The following is a 15,521-nucleotide window of genomic DNA, read 5'->3' as shown; positions in this document are numbered from 1 at the left end:
GGCGGCCGCAAGGGTTATTCGTGCCGGGCCGCGATGCGCTGGCCCCAGCCGGCGGCGGTGGCCGCCAGGCCCTGTTCGTCCATGCGCGTCAGCGCGCGGTCCTGGAGCAGGGCGGTGCCACCGACCCAGACGTGCGTCACGCAGTCCCGGCCCGTGGCGTAGATCAGTTGCGACACCGGGTCGTACACTGGCTGCTGGGCCAGCCCCGACAGGTCGAAGGCGGTCATGTCGGCGGCCTTGCCCACTTCCAGCGAGCCGATGCTGGCCTCCAGGCCCAGGGCGCGGGCGCCGTTGAGCGTGGCCATGCGCAGGGCGCGGTGGGCGTCCAGGGCGGTGGCGTTGCCGGCCACGGCCTTGGCCAGCAGCGCGGCGGTGCGCGTCTCGCCCAGCAGGTCGAGGTCATTGTTGCTGGCGGCGCCGTCGGTGCCTACTGCCACATTGACGCCGGCCTGCCACAGGCGTTCCACCGGGCAGAAGCCGCTGGCCAGCTTGAGGTTGGATTCGGGGCAGTGCACCACGCTGGTGTTGCTTTCCACCAGCAGGGCCAGGTCCTCTTCGCTGATTTGCGTCATGTGCACGGCCTGGAAGCGCGGGCCCAGCAGGCCCAGGCGGCCCAGGCGCGCCAGTGGCCGTTCGCCACCCTGCGCCAGGGCCTGCTCCACTTCGCCAGCCGTCTCGTGCACGTGCATCTGGATGGCAGCGTCCAGTTCGTCGGCCAGCACGCGGATTTTTTCCAGGTTGGCGTCACCCACGGTATAAGGGGCGTGGGGGCCGAAGGCAATGGAGATGCGCGGATGGTGTTTCAGGTCACTGAACAGTTCCACGCCCTGGTGCAGGGCTTCATCGGCGCTGCGTGCGCCCGGAATGGGGAAATCCAGCACCGGAATGCTGATTTGCGCGCGCATGCCGCTGTGGTGCACCCGTTCGCTGGCCGCGCGCGGGTAGAAGTACATGTCCGAAAAACAGGTAACGCCGCCTTTCAATTGCTCGGCGATGGCCAGGTCAGTGCCGTCGCGCACGAAGGCCTCGTCCACCCAGCGCCCTTCGGCGGGCCAGATGTGGTCCTGCAGCCAGGTCATCAGCGGCAAATCGTCGGCCAGGCCGCGGAACAGGGTCATGGCCGCGTGGCCATGGGCGTTGACCAAACCCGGGGTCAGCAGCATGCCGGGCAGCTCGCGCACCTCGCGGGCCGCCAGCTTCAAGGCTTCCGCTCGCGGGCCGATAAACACTATATTGCCATCACGCACGCCCAGGCCATGCTCCTTCAGCACCACGCCGGCCGGTTCCACGGGCACCAGCCAGCTGGGCAACAGCAACAGGTCGAGGGGCTGGGCAGCGTCGGGCATGGTGAGGTTCCAGTGCTTTGGGTCGGTGATGGCGAAGTATACCCGAGCGTCTTCCCCGGGGGCTCGCTATAATCGGCCGCTTTTGATGTCAGCTTTCAGATCAGGGGTGGGCAATGCGCGAACGTCTATTGGCAGCAGAGAAAGTGAAGGCCATCGACTGGCGTGACGGGGCCCTGCATCTGCTCGACCAGCGTGTGCTGCCGCACCAGGAGACCTGGCTGGCCTACACCGACGCCGCCGGCGTCGCCGAGGCCATCCGTGCCATGGTGGTGCGCGGCGCGCCGGCCATCGGCATCAGTGCCGCCTATGGCATTGTCCTGGGCGCTCGCCAACGCCACGCCCAGGGTGGCGACTGGCTGGGGGCATTGGAGCAGGATTTCACCGTGCTGGCGGCCTCACGGCCTACGGCGGTCAACCTGTTCTGGGCGCTGAACCGCATGCGCGAGCGCCTGGAGCGGGTCAAGGCCCATGTCGACGTGCTGGGCCTGCTGGAGGCCGAGGCCCTGGCCATCCATGAAAGCGACCGCGAGGCCAACCTGACCATGGCCCAGCTGGGCGTGGACCTGATCCGTCGTCACCAGGGCAACGCCCAGGCCATCCTCACCCACTGCAACACCGGCGCCCTGGCCACCGGCGGCTTCGGCACGGCGCTGGGGGTGATCCGCGGGGCGTTCATCGAAGGCATGGTCGAGCGCGTCTATGCCGACGAGACCCGCCCTTGGCTGCAGGGCTCGCGCCTGACCGCCTGGGAGCTGGCCAACGAGGGCATCCCGGTCACCGTCAACGCCGATTCCGCCGCCGCGCACCTGATGAAAACCAAGGGCATCACCTGGGTCATCGTCGGCGCCGACCGCATCACCGCCAACGGCGACGTGGCGAACAAGATCGGCACCTACCAACTGGCCGTCACCGCCATGCACCACGGCGTGCGCTTCATGGTGGTGGCGCCCAGCTCCACCATCGACATGAGCCTGGCCAGTGGCGAGGACATTCCCATCGAGGAGCGCGACGGCCGCGAACTGCTGGAAGTGGGCGGGCAGCGCCTGGGCGCCGACGTCGATGCCTTCAACCCGGTGTTCGACGTGACCCCGGCAGACCTGATCGACGCGATCATCACCGAGAAAGGCATCGTCGAGCGGCCTGATGCGGCGAAGCTGGCCCAGTTGATGTGTCGCAAGCGGTTGCATTGACTCACACCTGCGCCACGCACGCTCTGGGACTGCGCCGATCCGGGACGCAGCCTTCGGCAGCTGCTACGGGGAAATCAGGGGTGTAAACATTGCCAATTGCGCACAAAAGCCCCTCAGAGCCATCCCAGGCGCGATCACTCATCAATTAATGGGTTTGCAAGCCTTCCAGGGGATAGGTCCCTGACGGGCTTTGTGGTAACATCCGACGGTTTCCAGGGTCGCCCTTTGAGGCGGCCCCCACTGCGCAGATCCAGAGCATAACTCGTTGATTTGTCGTAAGTCGCCTCACGGCCGTGCCGTCGGCGGCGAGCTTCGTTCGTCCCATTGGATGTGACGGAGTTTCACCAGAAAAAGGAATCAGGCTTCTCATGGGCGAACTGGCCAAAGAAATCCTCCCGGTCAATATCGAAGACGAGCTGAGACAGTCCTACCTCGACTACGCGATGAGCGTCATCGTCGGGCGTGCACTGCCTGATGCGCGTGATGGCTTGAAGCCCGTGCATCGCCGCGTTCTGTTTGCGATGAGTGAACTGGGTAACGACTGGAACAAACCGTACAAGAAATCCGCCCGTGTGGTCGGTGACGTGATCGGTAAGTACCACCCTCACGGTGACACCGCGGTCTACGACACCATCGTGCGTATGGCCCAGCCTTTCTCCCTGCGCTACCTGCTGGTAGACGGCCAGGGCAACTTCGGTTCGGTGGACGGCGACAACGCCGCGGCCATGCGTTACACCGAAGTGCGCATGACCAAGCTGGCCCATGAGCTGCTGGCCGACCTGCACAAGGAAACCGTGGACTGGGTGCCCAACTACGACGGCACCGAGCAGATCCCGGCGGTGATGCCGACGCGCATCCCCAACCTGCTGGTCAACGGCTCCAGCGGCATCGCCGTGGGCATGGCCACCAACATCCCGCCACACAACCTCGGTGAAGTCATCGACGGTTGCCTGGCGCTGATCGACAACGCCGACATCACCATCGATGAACTGATGCAGTTCATCCCTGGCCCCGACTTCCCGACCGCAGGCATCATCAACGGTCGCGCCGGCATCATCGAGGCCTACCGCACCGGCCGTGGCCGCATTTATATGCGTGCCCGTTCCACCGTCGAAGACATCGACAAGGTCGGCGGCCGCCAGCAGATCGTGGTCACCGAGCTGCCGTACCAGCTGAACAAGGCTCGCCTGATCGAGAAGATCGCCGAGCTTGTGAAAGAGAAGAAGCTGGAAGGCATCACCGAACTGCGCGACGAGTCCGACAAGGACGGCATGCGCATCGTCATCGAGCTGCGTCGCGGCGAAGTGCCGGAGGTGATCCTCAACAACCTCTACGCCCAGACCCAGATGCAGGCCGTGTTCGGCATCAACGTGGTGGCCCTGATCGACGGCCGCCCGCGCGTGCTGAACCTCAAGGACCTGCTGGAAGCCTTCGTGCGCCACCGCCGCGAAGTGGTCACCCGCCGCACCGTGTTCGAGCTGCGCAAGGCCCGCGAGCGCGGCCACATCCTGGAAGGCCAGGCCGTTGCCCTGTCGAACATCGACCCGGTCATCGCCCTGATCAAGGCCTCGCCGACGCCGTCCGAGGCCAAGGAAGCGCTGGTCAGCACCGCCTGGGAATCCAGCGCCGTGGTAGCCATGGTGGAAGCGGCCGGCGCCGAGTCGTCGCGCCCCGAGAACCTGGACCCGCAGTACGGCCTGCGTGACGGCAAGTACTGGCTGTCGCCGGAACAGGCCCAGGCCATCCTCGACCTGCGCCTGCACCGCCTCACCGGCCTGGAGCACGAGAAGCTGCTGGCCGAGTACCAGGAGATCCTCAACCAGATCGGCGAACTGATCCGCATCCTCAACAGCGCCGCGCGCCTGATGGAAGTGATCCGCGAAGAGCTGGAAGTGATCCGCGCCGAATACGGCGACGTGCGCCGCACCGAGATCCTCGACGCGCGCCTGGACCTGACCCTGGGTGACATGATCCCGGAAGAAGAGCGCGTGGTGACCATTTCCCACGGCGGCTACGCCAAGACCCAGCCACTGGCTGCCTACCAGGCCCAGCGCCGCGGCGGCAAGGGCAAGTCGGCTACCGGCGTGAAGGACGAAGACTACATCGCCCACCTGTTGGTGGCGAACAGCCATACCACCCTGCTGCTGTTCTCCAGCAAAGGCAAGGTGTACTGGCTCAAGACCTACGAGATTCCGGAGGCCTCGCGTGCCGCCCGTGGTCGCCCGCTGGTCAACCTGCTGCCGCTGGACGATGGCGAGTACATCACCACCATGCTGCCGGTGGAGGAATACACCGAAGGTCACTTCATCTTCATGGCCACCGCCAACGGCACCGTGAAGAAGACCCCGCTGGAATCCTTCAGCCGCCAGCGCAGCGTGGGCCTGATCGCCCTGGAGCTGGACGAAGGTGACGTGCTGATCTCGGCCGCCATCACCGACGGCGAGCGTGAGGTCATGCTGTTCTCCGACGGTGGCAAGGTTACCCGCTTCAAGGAATCCGACGTACGGGCCATGGGCCGCACCGCCCGCGGCGTACGCGGCATGCGCCTGCCAGAAGGGCAGAAGCTGATTTCCATGCTGATCCCTGAAGAAGGCAGCCAGATCCTCACCGCTTCCGAGCGTGGTTATGGCAAGCGCACCGCCATCGGCGAGTTCCCCGAGTACAAGCGTGGCGGCCAGGGCGTCATCGCCATGGTCAGCAACGACCGCAACGGCCGTCTGGTCGGGGCTGTACAGGTGCTGGACGGCGAGGAGATCATGCTGATTTCCGACCAGGGCACGCTGGTGCGTACCCGCGTCAGCGAAGTGTCCAGCCTGGGCCGTAACACCCAGGGCGTGACGCTGATCAAGCTGGCCAGCGACGAGACGCTGGTAGGCCTGGAGCGCGTGCAGGAGCCATCGGAAGTCGAGGGCGAGGAATTGCTCGAAGGTGAAGAGGGCTTCGAAGCGCCGGCCGAAGGCGCCGAGGTGCCGGATGAGGCGCCAGGCGACGACGAGTTGCCGCAGGAATAAATTGTCGTGATGGATCATGGGGGCACTTCGGTGCCCTCAATGATATTTGGGTGGTGGTGCCGGTTGCCGTCAGCGTTGGCCGTAGGAGCCGGCCTTGGCCGCGATGGCCTCACCACCGATCTAACGAATTCAAGCAGAGCGAGAGTGGATGTGAGCAACCGAGCCTTTAACTTCTGCGCAGGTCCCGCTGCGCTCCCTGAAGCTGTCCTGCAGCGCGCCCAGGCCGAAATGCTGAACTGGCGCGGCAAGGGCCTCTCCGTCATGGAGATGAGCCACCGCAGCGACGACTACGTGGCCATTGCCGAGAAGGCCGAGCAGGACCTGCGTGACCTGCTGTCCATTCCGTCCAACTACAAGGTCCTGTTCCTGCAGGGTGGCGCCAGCCAGCAGTTCGCCGAGATCCCGCTGAACCTGCTGCCCGAAGGCGGCACTGCGGACTACATCGAGACCGGCATCTGGTCGAAGAAGGCCATCGAGGAAGCGCGTCGCTACGGCAACATCAACGTCGCCGCCAGCGCCAAGCCCTACGACTACCTGGCCATTCCTGGCCAGAATGAGTGGAACCTGACTCCAGGCGCCGCCTACGTTCACTACGCGTCCAACGAAACCATCGGCGGCCTGGAATTCGACTGGGTACCGCAGACCGGTGACGTGCCGCTGGTGGTGGACATGTCCTCCGACATCCTCTCGCGCCCCATCGACGTGTCGCAGTACGGCATGATCTACGCCGGTGCGCAGAAGAACATCGGCCCCAGCGGCCTGGTGGTGGTGATCATTCGCGAAGACCTGCTGGGCCGCGCCCGCAGCGCCTGCCCGACCATGCTCAACTACAAGATCGCCGCCGACAACGCGTCGATGTACAACACCCCGGCCACCTATTCCTGGTACCTCTCGGGCCTGGTGTTCGAGTGGCTGAAGGAGCAGGGTGGCGTTGCGGCCATGGAAGCGCGCAACCGCGCCAAGAAAGACCGCCTGTACGGTTTCATCGACAGCAGCGCCTTCTACACCAACCCTATCGCCCACAACGCCCGCTCGTGGATGAACGTGCCGTTCCGCCTGGCGGACGAGCGCCTGGACAAGGCCTTCCTGGCCGGTGCCGACGCCCGTGGCCTGCTCAACCTCAAGGGCCACCGTTCGGTGGGCGGCATGCGTGCCTCCATCTACAACGCCCTGGGCCTGGACGCGGTTGAAGCGCTGGTTGCCTACATGGCCGAGTTCGAGAAGGAAAACGCCTGATGTCTGACCAGGAGCTGAAAGCCCTGCGGGTGCGCATCGATGCCCTGGACGAGAAAATTCTCGAACTGATCAGCGATCGTGCCCGCTGCGCCGAAGAAGTTGCCCGCGTGAAAATGGCCTCCCTGGCCGAAGGCGAGGTGCCGGTGTTCTACCGGCCCGAGCGTGAAGCCCAGGTGCTGAAACGCGTGATGGAACGCAACAAGGGCCCCTTGAGCAACGAAGAGATGGCGCGCTTGTTCCGCGAAGTCATGTCCTCGTGCCTGGCCCTGGAGAACCCACTGAAAGTCGCTTACCTGGGCCCTGAAGGTACCTTCACCCAGGCTGCGGCCATGAAACACTTCGGCCACGCCGTGATCAGCAAGCCGATGGCGGCCATCGACGAAGTGTTCCGTGAAGTGGTGGCCGGTGCGGTCAACTTCGGCGTGGTGCCGGTGGAAAACTCCACCGAGGGTGCGGTCAACCACACCCTGGACAGCTTCCTGGAACACGACATGGTCATCTGCGGTGAGGTGGAGCTGCGTATCCACCATCACCTGCTGATTGGCGAAAGCACCAAGACCGACGCGATCACGCGTATTTATTCCCACGCCCAGTCCCTGGCCCAGTGCCGCAAGTGGCTGGACGCGCATTACCCCAATGTCGAGCGCATCGCCGTGTCCAGCAACGCCGAGGCCGCCAAGCGCGTCAAGGGCGAGTGGAACTCGGCGGCCATTGCCGGCGACATGGCGGCCAGCCTCTACGGCCTGACCCGCCTGGCCGAGAAAATCGAGGACCGCCCGGACAACTCCACCCGGTTCCTGATCATCGGCAACCAGGAAGTGCCGCCCACCGGCGACGACAAGACCTCGATCATCGTCTCCATGAGCAACCGCCCGGGTGCGCTGCACGAGCTGCTGGTGCCGTTCCACGACAACGGCATCGACCTGACCCGTATCGAGACTCGTCCGTCACGCAGCGGTAAATGGACCTACGTATTCTTCATCGATTTCGTCGGCCATCACCGTGATCCGCTGATCAAGGGCGTGCTCGAGAAGATCAGCCAGGAAGCCGTGGCACTCAAGGTGCTGGGCTCGTACCCGAAAGCCGTTCTCTGAGGTTTAGCAATGAGTGATTTTCTCGCCCTCGCGCAGTCGGGCGTACAAAAGCTGTCGCCTTACGTCCCCGGCAAGCCGGTGGATGAACTGGCCCGCGAGTTGAACCTGGACCCGGCGAACATCGTCAAGCTGGCCAGCAACGAAAACCCGCTGGGTGCCAGCCCCAAGGTGCGCGAAGCCATCGCCAACGAACTGGCCGAGCTGACCCGCTACCCCGATGGCAACGGCTTCGAGCTGAAGACCCTGCTGGCCGAGCGCTGCCGCGTGCAGGTCAATCAGGTCACCCTGGGTAACGGCTCCAACGACATCCTCGAGCTGGTGGCCCGCGCCTACCTGGCCCCTGGCCAGAACGCGGTGTTCAGTGAACACGCCTTCGCCGTCTACCCGATCGTGACCCAGGCCGTGGGCGCCGAGTCGCGCGTGGTGCCGGCCAAGGAGTGGGGCCACGACCTGCCGGCCATGCTGGCGGCCATCGACGCCAACACCCGCATCGTCTTTATCGCCAACCCCAACAACCCTACCGGCACCTGGTTCAATGCCCAGGCGCTGGGCGACTTCCTGCGCGACGTGCCGCAGGACGTGCTGGTGGTGCTGGACGAGGCCTACATCGAATACGCCACCGGCGGCGAGCTGCCGGACGGCCTCGACTACCTGGCGCAGCACCCCAACCTGCTGGTCTCGCGCACCTTCTCCAAGGCCTATGGCCTGGCAGCGTTGCGCGTGGGCTACGCGCTGTCGTCGCCGGTGATCGCCGACGTGCTCAACCGCGTGCGCCAGCCGTTCAACGTCAACAGCCTGGCCCTGGCGGCCGCCTGTGCGGCGCTGACCGACAGCGCGTACCTGGCCAAGAGCCGCGAGCTCAACGAGTTCGGCATGCAACAGCTGCAGGAAGGCTGCCGCGAGCTGGGCCTGGGCTGGATCCCGTCCAAGGGCAACTTCCTGTGCATCGACCTGGGCCGCGTGGCTGCGCCGGTGTTCCAGGGCCTGTTGCAGGAAGGCGTGATCGTGCGTCCGGTGGCCAACTACGGCATGCCCAGCCACCTGCGGGTGACCATTGGCCTGCCGACTGAAAACGCTCGTTTCCTGGAAGCGCTGAGCAAGGTCCTGGCACGTGGTTGATGGTTTTTCGGTAGTAGCACCCAAGCCCTTGATCGGCCGCCTGGTGGTGGTCGGCCTGGGTCTGATCGGTGGTTCCTTCGCCAAGGGCGTGCGTGAAAGTGGCCTGTGCGCGGAAGTGGTGGGCCTGGACCTGGACCCGCAGTCGCGCAAGCTGGCGGTGGAGCTGGGAGTGGTCGACCGCTGCGAGGCCGACCTGGCCGAAGCCTGCAAGGGCGCCGACGTGATCCAGCTGGCCGTGCCCATCCTGGCCATGGAGAAACTGCTGGCCAAGCTGGCGCAGCTCGACCTGGGCGATGCCATCCTCACCGACGTGGGCAGTGCCAAGGGCAACGTCGTGCGTGCGGCGCGTGAAGTGCTGGCGCCGGCGCAGCTGCTCAACTTCGTGCCGGGCCACCCGATTGCCGGGTCCGAGCAGAGCGGGGTGGAGGCCTCCAACGCCAAGCTGTTCCAGCGCCACAAGGTCATCCTCACGCCGTTGCCGGAGACCGCGCCGCGTGCGCTGTCCATCGTCGACGCGCTGTGGCGCGCGCTGGGCGCCGACGTCGAGCACATGGCCATCGAGCGCCACGACGAAGTGCTGGCGGCCACCAGCCACCTGCCGCACCTGCTGGCCTTCGGCCTGGTGGATTCCCTGGCCAAGCGCAACGAAAACCTGGAAATCTTCCGCTACGCCGCGGGCGGTTTCCGCGACTTCACGCGTATTGCCGGCAGCGATCCGGTGATGTGGCATGACATCTTCCTGGCCAACCGTGACGCGGTGCTGCGCACCCTCGACACCTTCCGCAGCGACCTGGACGCGCTGCGCGACGCCGTGGACGCCGGCGACGGGCAGAAGATGCTCGGCGTGTTCACCCGTGCGCGCATGGCGCGCGAGCACTTCGGCAAGATCCTCGCCCGCCGTGCCTACGTCGACAAGCGCGAGGCGCGCGACCTGAACTTCGTCGCCGCGCCGGGTGGCCGCCTGTCGGGGCGCATCCGCGTGCCGGGCGACAAATCCATTTCCCATCGCGCGGTGATGCTCGGCGCGCTCGCCGACGGCACCACCGAGGTGGAAGGCTTCCTTGAAGGCGAGGACGCCTTGGCCACCCTGCAGGCGTTCCGCGACATGGGCGTGGTCATCGAGGGCCCGCACCACGGCCGCTTGACCATTCATGGCGTCGGCCTGCACGGCTTGCAGCCGCCGCCGGGGCCTATTTGTGTCGGCAATTCCGGCACCAGCATGCGCCTGCTGGCTGGGCTGCTCGCGGCCCAGCGCTTCGACAGCGTGCTGACCGGCGATGCGTCCTTGTCCAAACGCCCCATGAGCCGCGTGGCCAAGCCGCTGCGGGAAATGGGCGCGCAGATCGAGACCGGCGCCGACGGCCTGCCGCCGCTGACCATTCGCGGTGGCCAGCCGCTCAAGGCGCTGGACTACACGCTGCCCATGGCCAGTGCCCAGGTCAAATCCAGCCTGCTGCTGGCGGGCCTGTACGCCCAGGGCGAGACCCGTGTCACCGAGCCGGCGCCGACCCGCGACCACACCGAGCGCATGCTGCGTGGCTTCGGCTACCCGGTGAATACGCAGGGCGCCACGGTGTCCCTGGCGGCCGGCCAGCCACTGACGGCCACGCGCATCGAAGTGCCGGGGGATATTTCTTCCGCCGCGTTCTTCCTGGTGGCCGCGTCCATCGCCGAAGGCTCGGACCTGGTGCTGGAACACGTGGGCATCAACCCCACACGCACCGGTGTCATCGACATCCTGCGCCTGATGGGCGCCGACATTCGCCTGGAAAACCGTCGTGAAGTGGGCGGCGAACCGGTGGCCGACCTGCATGTGCGCTCGGCCGCGCTCAAGGGCATCAATATTCCTGTCGAGCTGGTACCGCTGGCCATCGACGAATTCCCGGTGCTGTTCGTCGCCGCCGCCTGCGCCCAGGGGCGTACCGTGCTGCGCGGCGCCCAGGAACTGCGGGTCAAGGAATCGGATCGCATCCAGGCCATGGCCGACGGCCTCGAGGCGCTGGGTGTAACATGTCAGCCAACCGAGGACGGCATCATCATCGACGGCGGTGCAATGCAGGGCGGCGAAGTGCAAGGGCAGGGCGACCATCGCATCGCCATGGCCTTCAGCGTCGCCGCGCTGCGCGCCAGTGCGCCCATCCGCATCCTGGATTGCGCCAACGTCGCCACCTCCTTTCCCAACTTCCTGGCCCTGTGCGGCCAGGTCGGGATCCGTGTAACCGAAGAGGGCAAGTCGTGATTTCCCACGCGCCAGTAATTACTATCGACGGCCCAAGCGGCTCGGGCAAAGGCACTGTGGCCGGTATCCTGGCCAAGCGCCTGGGCTGGAACCTGCTGGACTCCGGCGCCCTGTATCGCCTGCTGGCCTTCAATGCCGGCAACCATGGCGTGGCCCTGGACAACGAAGCCTTGCTCGCGCAACTGGCCGCTCATCTGGATGTGCAATTCATCGCCGCCACCGAAGGCCAGCTGCAACGCATCATCCTCGAGGGTGATGAGGTCAGCAGCGTGATCCGCACCGAGACCGCCGGCGCCGGCGCCTCGAAAGTCGCCGCCCTGCCGGCCGTGCGCGACGCCCTGCTGCAGCGCCAGCGCGCGTTCCTGGAGGCCCCGGGCCTGATCGCCGATGGTCGCGACATGGGCACCGTGGTGTTCCCTGACGCACCGCTGAAAATCTTCCTGACCGCCAGTGCCGAGGAGCGTGCTCGTCGACGTTACTTGCAGTTGAAGGGCAAAGGCGAAGATGTTAGTCTGTCGAGTCTGCTAGATGAGATACGTGCGCGCGATGAGCGTGACACCCAGCGAGCGGTAGCCCCGCTCAAGCCGGCGGCTGACGCCATACAGCTGGATTCCACGGAATTGTCCATCGAGCAGGTGTTGGAACGCATCATGAGCGAAGTCGCACTACGCGACATCGCCGGGTGACCAGAACGCGTACGGGAAACCAGTCCCTAGCCCGTACGCCTTCTTTACTATGAACGAACCCGCATTGTCTGGAGTGCGGCTGATGGGCGTTTCTACCGCCCAAATCTACAGGAATTAAAATGAGCGAAAGCTTTGCGGAACTCTTTGAAGAAAGCCTGAAAACCCTCAACCTTCAACCAGGTGCGATCATCACCGGTATCGTTGTCGATATCGACGGTGACTGGGTTACTGTCCACGCCGGTCTGAAATCCGAGGGCGTCATCCCGCTCGAGCAGTTCTACAACGAAGCTGGCGAGCTGACCATCAAGGTCGGTGACGAAGTTCACGTTGCGCTGGACGCGGTCGAAGACGGCTTTGGCGAAACCAAGCTGTCCCGTGAAAAAGCCAAGCGCGCCGAGTGCTGGATTGTTCTGGAAGCAGCTTTCGCCGCCGAAGAAGTGGTCAAGGGCGTTATCAACGGTAAGGTTAAAGGCGGCTTCACTGTCGACGTTAACGGCATCCGTGCGTTCCTGCCTGGTTCCCTGGTCGACGTCCGTCCGGTTCGTGATACCACGCACCTGGAAGGCAAAGAGCTGGAATTCAAGGTCATCAAGCTGGACCAGAAGCGCAACAACGTTGTCGTTTCCCGTCGCAGCGTCCTGGAAGCAGAAAACTCGGCCGAGCGCGAAGCTCTGCTGGAATCGCTGCAGGAAGGCCAGCAAGTCAAGGGTATCGTCAAGAACCTCACCGACTACGGCGCCTTCGTGGACCTGGGCGGCGTGGACGGCCTGCTGCACATCACCGACATGGCCTGGAAGCGCATCAAGCACCCTTCCGAAGTGGTCAACGTTGGCGACGAGATCGACGTCAAGGTTCTGAAGTACGATCGCGAGCGCAACCGCGTTTCCCTGGGCTTCAAGCAACTGGGTGAAGACCCATGGGTTGCTATCAAGGCTCGTTACCCAGAGAACACCCGCGTCATGGCGCGCGTGACCAACCTGACCGACTACGGCTGCTTCGCTGAGCTGGAAGAAGGCGTTGAAGGTCTGGTACACGTTTCCGAAATGGACTGGACCAACAAGAACATCCACCCTTCGAAAGTCGTACAAGTCGGCGACGAAGTGGAAGTCATGGTTCTGGACATCGACGAAGAGCGTCGTCGTATCTCCCTGGGCATCAAGCAGTGCAAGTCGAACCCATGGGAAGACTTCTCTGGCCAGTTCAACAAGGGCGACGAAATCTCCGGCACCATCAAGTCGATCACCGATTTCGGTATCTTCATTGGTCTGGACGGCGGCATCGACGGTCTGGTTCACCTGTCCGACATCTCCTGGAACGAAGCTGGCGAAGAAGCAGTACGCCGCTACAAGAAAGGCGATGAGCTGAACACTGTGATCCTGTCGGTTGATCCAGAGCGTGAGCGCATCTCCCTGGGCATCAAGCAACTGGAAAGCGATCCGTTCTCCAACTACGTTGCTGTCAACGACAAAGGCGCTATCGTTCGCGGTACCGTTAAAGAAGTTGACGCCAAAGGCGCCATCATCACCCTGGCCGACGACATCGAAGCCACTCTGAAAGCTTCCGAAATCAGCCGTGACCGCGTTGAAGACGCGCGTAACGTCCTGAAGGAAGGCGAAGAAGTCGAAGCCAAGATCATCAGCGTTGACCGCAAGTCGCGCGTGATCAACTTGTCCATCAAGTCGAAAGACGTTGAAGACGAGAAAGAAGCAATCCAGAGCCTGCGCGACAAGCCAGCTGCTTCGGACATCGCAACTGGTCCAACCACCCTGGGTGACCTGCTGCGTGCTCAAATGGAAAAGCAGAACTAAGTTCTGATTGACCATTAGAAAAAGGGCGACTTCGGTCGCCCTTTTTTGTGCCCGCGATTTGCGTCCGCCCACGTGTCCTTGTAGCAGCGGCCCCAGGCCGCGTCATGGTCGTCGCGGTATAAGCAGGACCACCGCCGACGCAGCCTTCGACAGCTGCTACAGCGTTCATTTTGAAACAATCCCTTCGTTGATCCTCCTGCCTCTCCTGTCGCACTATCGTCCGCTCACCCATGCAGGAAGCCCGCGCGTTCCCATCGTCGCGGCTGTTCATTCAAGGAGAAGCGCCCATGCCCACCGGCACCGTCAAATGGTTCAACAACGAAAAAGGCTTTGGCTTCATCGCCGCTGAAACAGGCAAGGATCTGTTCGTTCACTACAAGGCCATCAAGGGTGATGGCTTCAAGAGCCTCCTGGAGGGCCAGAGAGTGACCTTCAGCGTCGAGCGCACCCCAAGGGGAGATCAGGCCGTTGAGGTCGAGGTGCAGTGAATCAGTGGCCTCCAGCAGCAGGCAGGCCGTTTCGGCCTGCCTGCTGATTGTGCCGGTGCGGCAGCGATGTACTTTTATCCGGCCTGCTACATTAAACAGTCATAAACAGTCGCCACTCTGATGCTCCGCCGGAAGAAATCCGGAATGCAGGAGAATCTCCTGCAAAATCAGTTGTCTACCCAAAAGAGGGCATGCGGCGACTCGGCGAAAGGGTCATTGACCGTTTCCGGGGCAATCGAAAGGATCGGTAATGAAAGGATGGCTGCCACTCACCCTGTTGATCGCGTTGTCAGGCTGCGCAGCGACCATGTCCAGCCACAACGTGAAGGGCATCGCTACCCTGCACATCAATTGCTCGGGTATCACGTCCTCGTGGGAGAAGTGCTACGAGAAAGCGGAGAGCGCCTGCGGGGCGCCAGGGTATAGCGTGCTGAGCAAGTCCACGGACCTCAGTGATGATACGCCTGACTACCCCTTTGGTATCAATCCTGCAGGTATGTCGAGCCGTAGCCTGGTGGTGCGTTGCCGGCAGTCCTGACAGCTGGATTCCGTGATCTACCGTAAACCTTTGCAACAAGTCAATACGCGGGCTGTTCAAATCCCTCCAGCCATGCTAAAACCTTTGAAGCGATTGTCTAGCTTCTTGATAAAGAAGGGAAAAATATGACGAAATCTGAACTGATCGACCGTATTGTCACCCATCAAGGCCTGCTTTCATCCAAGGATGTGGAGCTGGCCATCAAGACCATGCTTGAGCAGATGTCACAGTGCCTGGCCACGGGTGATCGTATCGAGATTCGCGGTTTTGGCAGCTTCTCGCTGCACTACCGGGCGCCACGGGTAGGCCGCAATCCCAAGACCGGGCAGTCGGTCAGTCTGGATGGGAAATTCGTTCCTCACTTCAAACCGGGCAAAGAGCTGCGCGATCGAGTGAATGAGGATGAAGAGCATGAACATGCCTGAGGCATTCGGCAAAAGGAGTGCGTAGTGCACAAGGTTAAAAAACTGCTGCTGGTCGCCCTGATTCTCCTGGTGCTGGTGGCAGGCGTTGTGTTCATGCTGGAAAACCAGCAGCCCGTGAACATCGTGGTCCTGGGCTATACCGGCCCGCAGTTGCCGGTTGCAGTGCTGATCATCGTGGGATTCCTCGCAGGCATGGTCGTAGGCCCCGTCCTGGCAGCCCTGGCTTCCCTGCGCCGTCGCCGCAAAGTCGTCAGCCGGCCAATTTGACCCCATTGATACAAGGTCACCGGTGAACCAGATCGATATTTTGCTGCCTTACAAGTCGCAGGCCACTGGCATGA

Annotated in this window: 13 protein-coding genes; 12 read left to right on the top strand and 1 reads right to left on the bottom strand. The window is 63.5% G+C overall.

Annotation, left to right across the window (positions count from 1 at the left end; all coding sequences use genetic code 11):
* Positions 1 to 14: 14 nt before the first annotated feature.
* Positions 15 to 1,346, bottom strand: coding sequence for a TRZ/ATZ family hydrolase (locus ACWKWX_RS07970; protein WP_473005686.1), 1,332 nt, complete (start codon positions 1,344 to 1,346; stop codon positions 15 to 17).
* 113 nt (positions 1,347 to 1,459) lie between these two features.
* Here ACWKWX_RS07970 and mtnA point away from each other — a divergent pair, with 113 nt between their 5' ends.
* The 12 genes from mtnA to ACWKWX_RS07910 all read left to right on the top strand — a co-directional run bounded on the left by mtnA (position 1,460) and on the right by ACWKWX_RS07910 (position 15,447).
* Entirely contained in the window at positions 1,460 to 2,536 is a 1,077-nt protein-coding gene (mtnA, locus tag ACWKWX_RS07965) for an S-methyl-5-thioribose-1-phosphate isomerase (RefSeq protein WP_483827428.1), read from the top strand.
* Between the two features lie 368 nt (positions 2,537 to 2,904).
* Positions 2,905 to 5,547, top strand: coding sequence for a DNA gyrase subunit A (gyrA, locus tag ACWKWX_RS07960; protein ID WP_416423015.1), 2,643 nt, complete (start codon positions 2,905 to 2,907; stop codon positions 5,545 to 5,547).
* Positions 5,548 to 5,697: 150 nt separating this feature from the next.
* Positions 5,698 to 6,783, top strand: a complete 1,086-nt coding sequence (gene serC, locus ACWKWX_RS07955) for a 3-phosphoserine/phosphohydroxythreonine transaminase (protein ID WP_483827427.1) — start codon at positions 5,698 to 5,700, stop codon at positions 6,781 to 6,783.
* The gene (gene pheA, locus ACWKWX_RS07950; protein WP_416423017.1) at positions 6,783 to 7,877 is read left to right on the top strand and encodes a prephenate dehydratase; all 1,095 of its coding nucleotides are present in this window, start codon (positions 6,783 to 6,785) and stop codon (positions 7,875 to 7,877) included. Before serC ends, pheA begins: the two co-directional genes overlap by 1 nt.
* A 9-nt stretch (positions 7,878 to 7,886) precedes the next feature.
* Positions 7,887 to 8,996 (top strand): histidinol-phosphate transaminase, encoded by a 1,110-nt coding sequence (gene hisC / locus ACWKWX_RS07945; RefSeq protein ID WP_483827426.1) that lies wholly within the window; start codon positions 7,887 to 7,889, stop codon positions 8,994 to 8,996.
* 28 nt (positions 8,997 to 9,024) lie between these two features.
* Positions 9,025 to 11,235 carry a bifunctional prephenate dehydrogenase/3-phosphoshikimate 1-carboxyvinyltransferase gene (locus ACWKWX_RS07940; protein WP_483827443.1) on the top strand — a complete coding sequence of 737 codons (2,211 nt, stop codon included), beginning with the start codon at positions 9,025 to 9,027 and terminating at the stop codon, positions 11,233 to 11,235.
* Positions 11,232 to 11,921 carry a (d)CMP kinase gene (gene cmk / locus ACWKWX_RS07935; RefSeq protein WP_416423019.1) on the top strand — a complete coding sequence of 230 codons (690 nt, stop codon included), beginning with the start codon at positions 11,232 to 11,234 and terminating at the stop codon, positions 11,919 to 11,921. The genes ACWKWX_RS07940 and cmk overlap by 4 nt, the downstream gene beginning before the upstream one ends.
* Positions 11,922 to 12,040: 119 nt before the next feature.
* Positions 12,041 to 13,729: a 30S ribosomal protein S1 gene (gene rpsA, locus ACWKWX_RS07930; RefSeq protein ID WP_027977357.1), complete on the top strand. Its 1,689-nt coding sequence runs from the start codon at positions 12,041 to 12,043 to the stop codon at positions 13,727 to 13,729.
* A 287-nt stretch (positions 13,730 to 14,016) separates the two neighbouring features.
* Positions 14,017 to 14,217 (top strand): cold-shock protein, encoded by a 201-nt coding sequence (locus ACWKWX_RS07925; RefSeq protein WP_416423020.1) that lies wholly within the window; start codon positions 14,017 to 14,019, stop codon positions 14,215 to 14,217.
* Positions 14,218 to 14,467: 250 nt separating this feature from the next.
* Positions 14,468 to 14,755 carry a hypothetical protein gene (locus ACWKWX_RS07920; RefSeq protein ID WP_416423021.1) on the top strand — a complete coding sequence of 96 codons (288 nt, stop codon included), beginning with the start codon at positions 14,468 to 14,470 and terminating at the stop codon, positions 14,753 to 14,755.
* Between the two features lie 125 nt (positions 14,756 to 14,880).
* Positions 14,881 to 15,180 (top strand): integration host factor subunit beta, encoded by a 300-nt coding sequence (gene ihfB, locus ACWKWX_RS07915; protein ID WP_008370717.1) that lies wholly within the window; start codon positions 14,881 to 14,883, stop codon positions 15,178 to 15,180.
* Positions 15,181 to 15,204: 24 nt separating this feature from the next.
* Positions 15,205 to 15,447 (top strand): LapA family protein, encoded by a 243-nt coding sequence (locus tag ACWKWX_RS07910; RefSeq protein ID WP_483827425.1) that lies wholly within the window; start codon positions 15,205 to 15,207, stop codon positions 15,445 to 15,447.
* Positions 15,448 to 15,521: the final 74 nt, after the last annotated feature.

The organism is Pseudomonas imperatae, from assembly GCF_057128625.1.
The sequence above is the reverse complement of the archived record's forward strand: the minus strand, read 5'-3'. Positions and strand labels throughout refer to the sequence as shown.

Bases quoted from the DNA above. Each gene is read 5' to 3' on its own strand.
- ACWKWX_RS07970 (WP_473005686.1), bottom strand. From the start codon at position 1,346: ATGCCCGACGCTGCCCAGCCCCTCGACCTGTTGCTGTTGCCCAGCTGG.
- mtnA (WP_483827428.1), top strand. From the start codon at position 1,460: ATGCGCGAACGTCTATTGGCAGCAGAGAAAGTGAAGGCCATCGACTGG.
- gyrA (WP_416423015.1), top strand. From the start codon at position 2,905: ATGGGCGAACTGGCCAAAGAAATCCTCCCGGTCAATATCGAAGACGAG.
- pheA (WP_416423017.1), top strand. From the start codon at position 6,783: ATGTCTGACCAGGAGCTGAAAGCCCTGCGGGTGCGCATCGATGCCCTG.
- hisC (WP_483827426.1), top strand. From the start codon at position 7,887: ATGAGTGATTTTCTCGCCCTCGCGCAGTCGGGCGTACAAAAGCTGTCG.
- rpsA (WP_027977357.1), top strand. From the start codon at position 12,041: ATGAGCGAAAGCTTTGCGGAACTCTTTGAAGAAAGCCTGAAAACCCTC.
- ACWKWX_RS07925 (WP_416423020.1), top strand. From the start codon at position 14,017: ATGCCCACCGGCACCGTCAAATGGTTCAACAACGAAAAAGGCTTTGGC.
- ACWKWX_RS07920 (WP_416423021.1), top strand. From the start codon at position 14,468: ATGAAAGGATGGCTGCCACTCACCCTGTTGATCGCGTTGTCAGGCTGC.
- ihfB (WP_008370717.1), top strand. From the start codon at position 14,881: ATGACGAAATCTGAACTGATCGACCGTATTGTCACCCATCAAGGCCTG.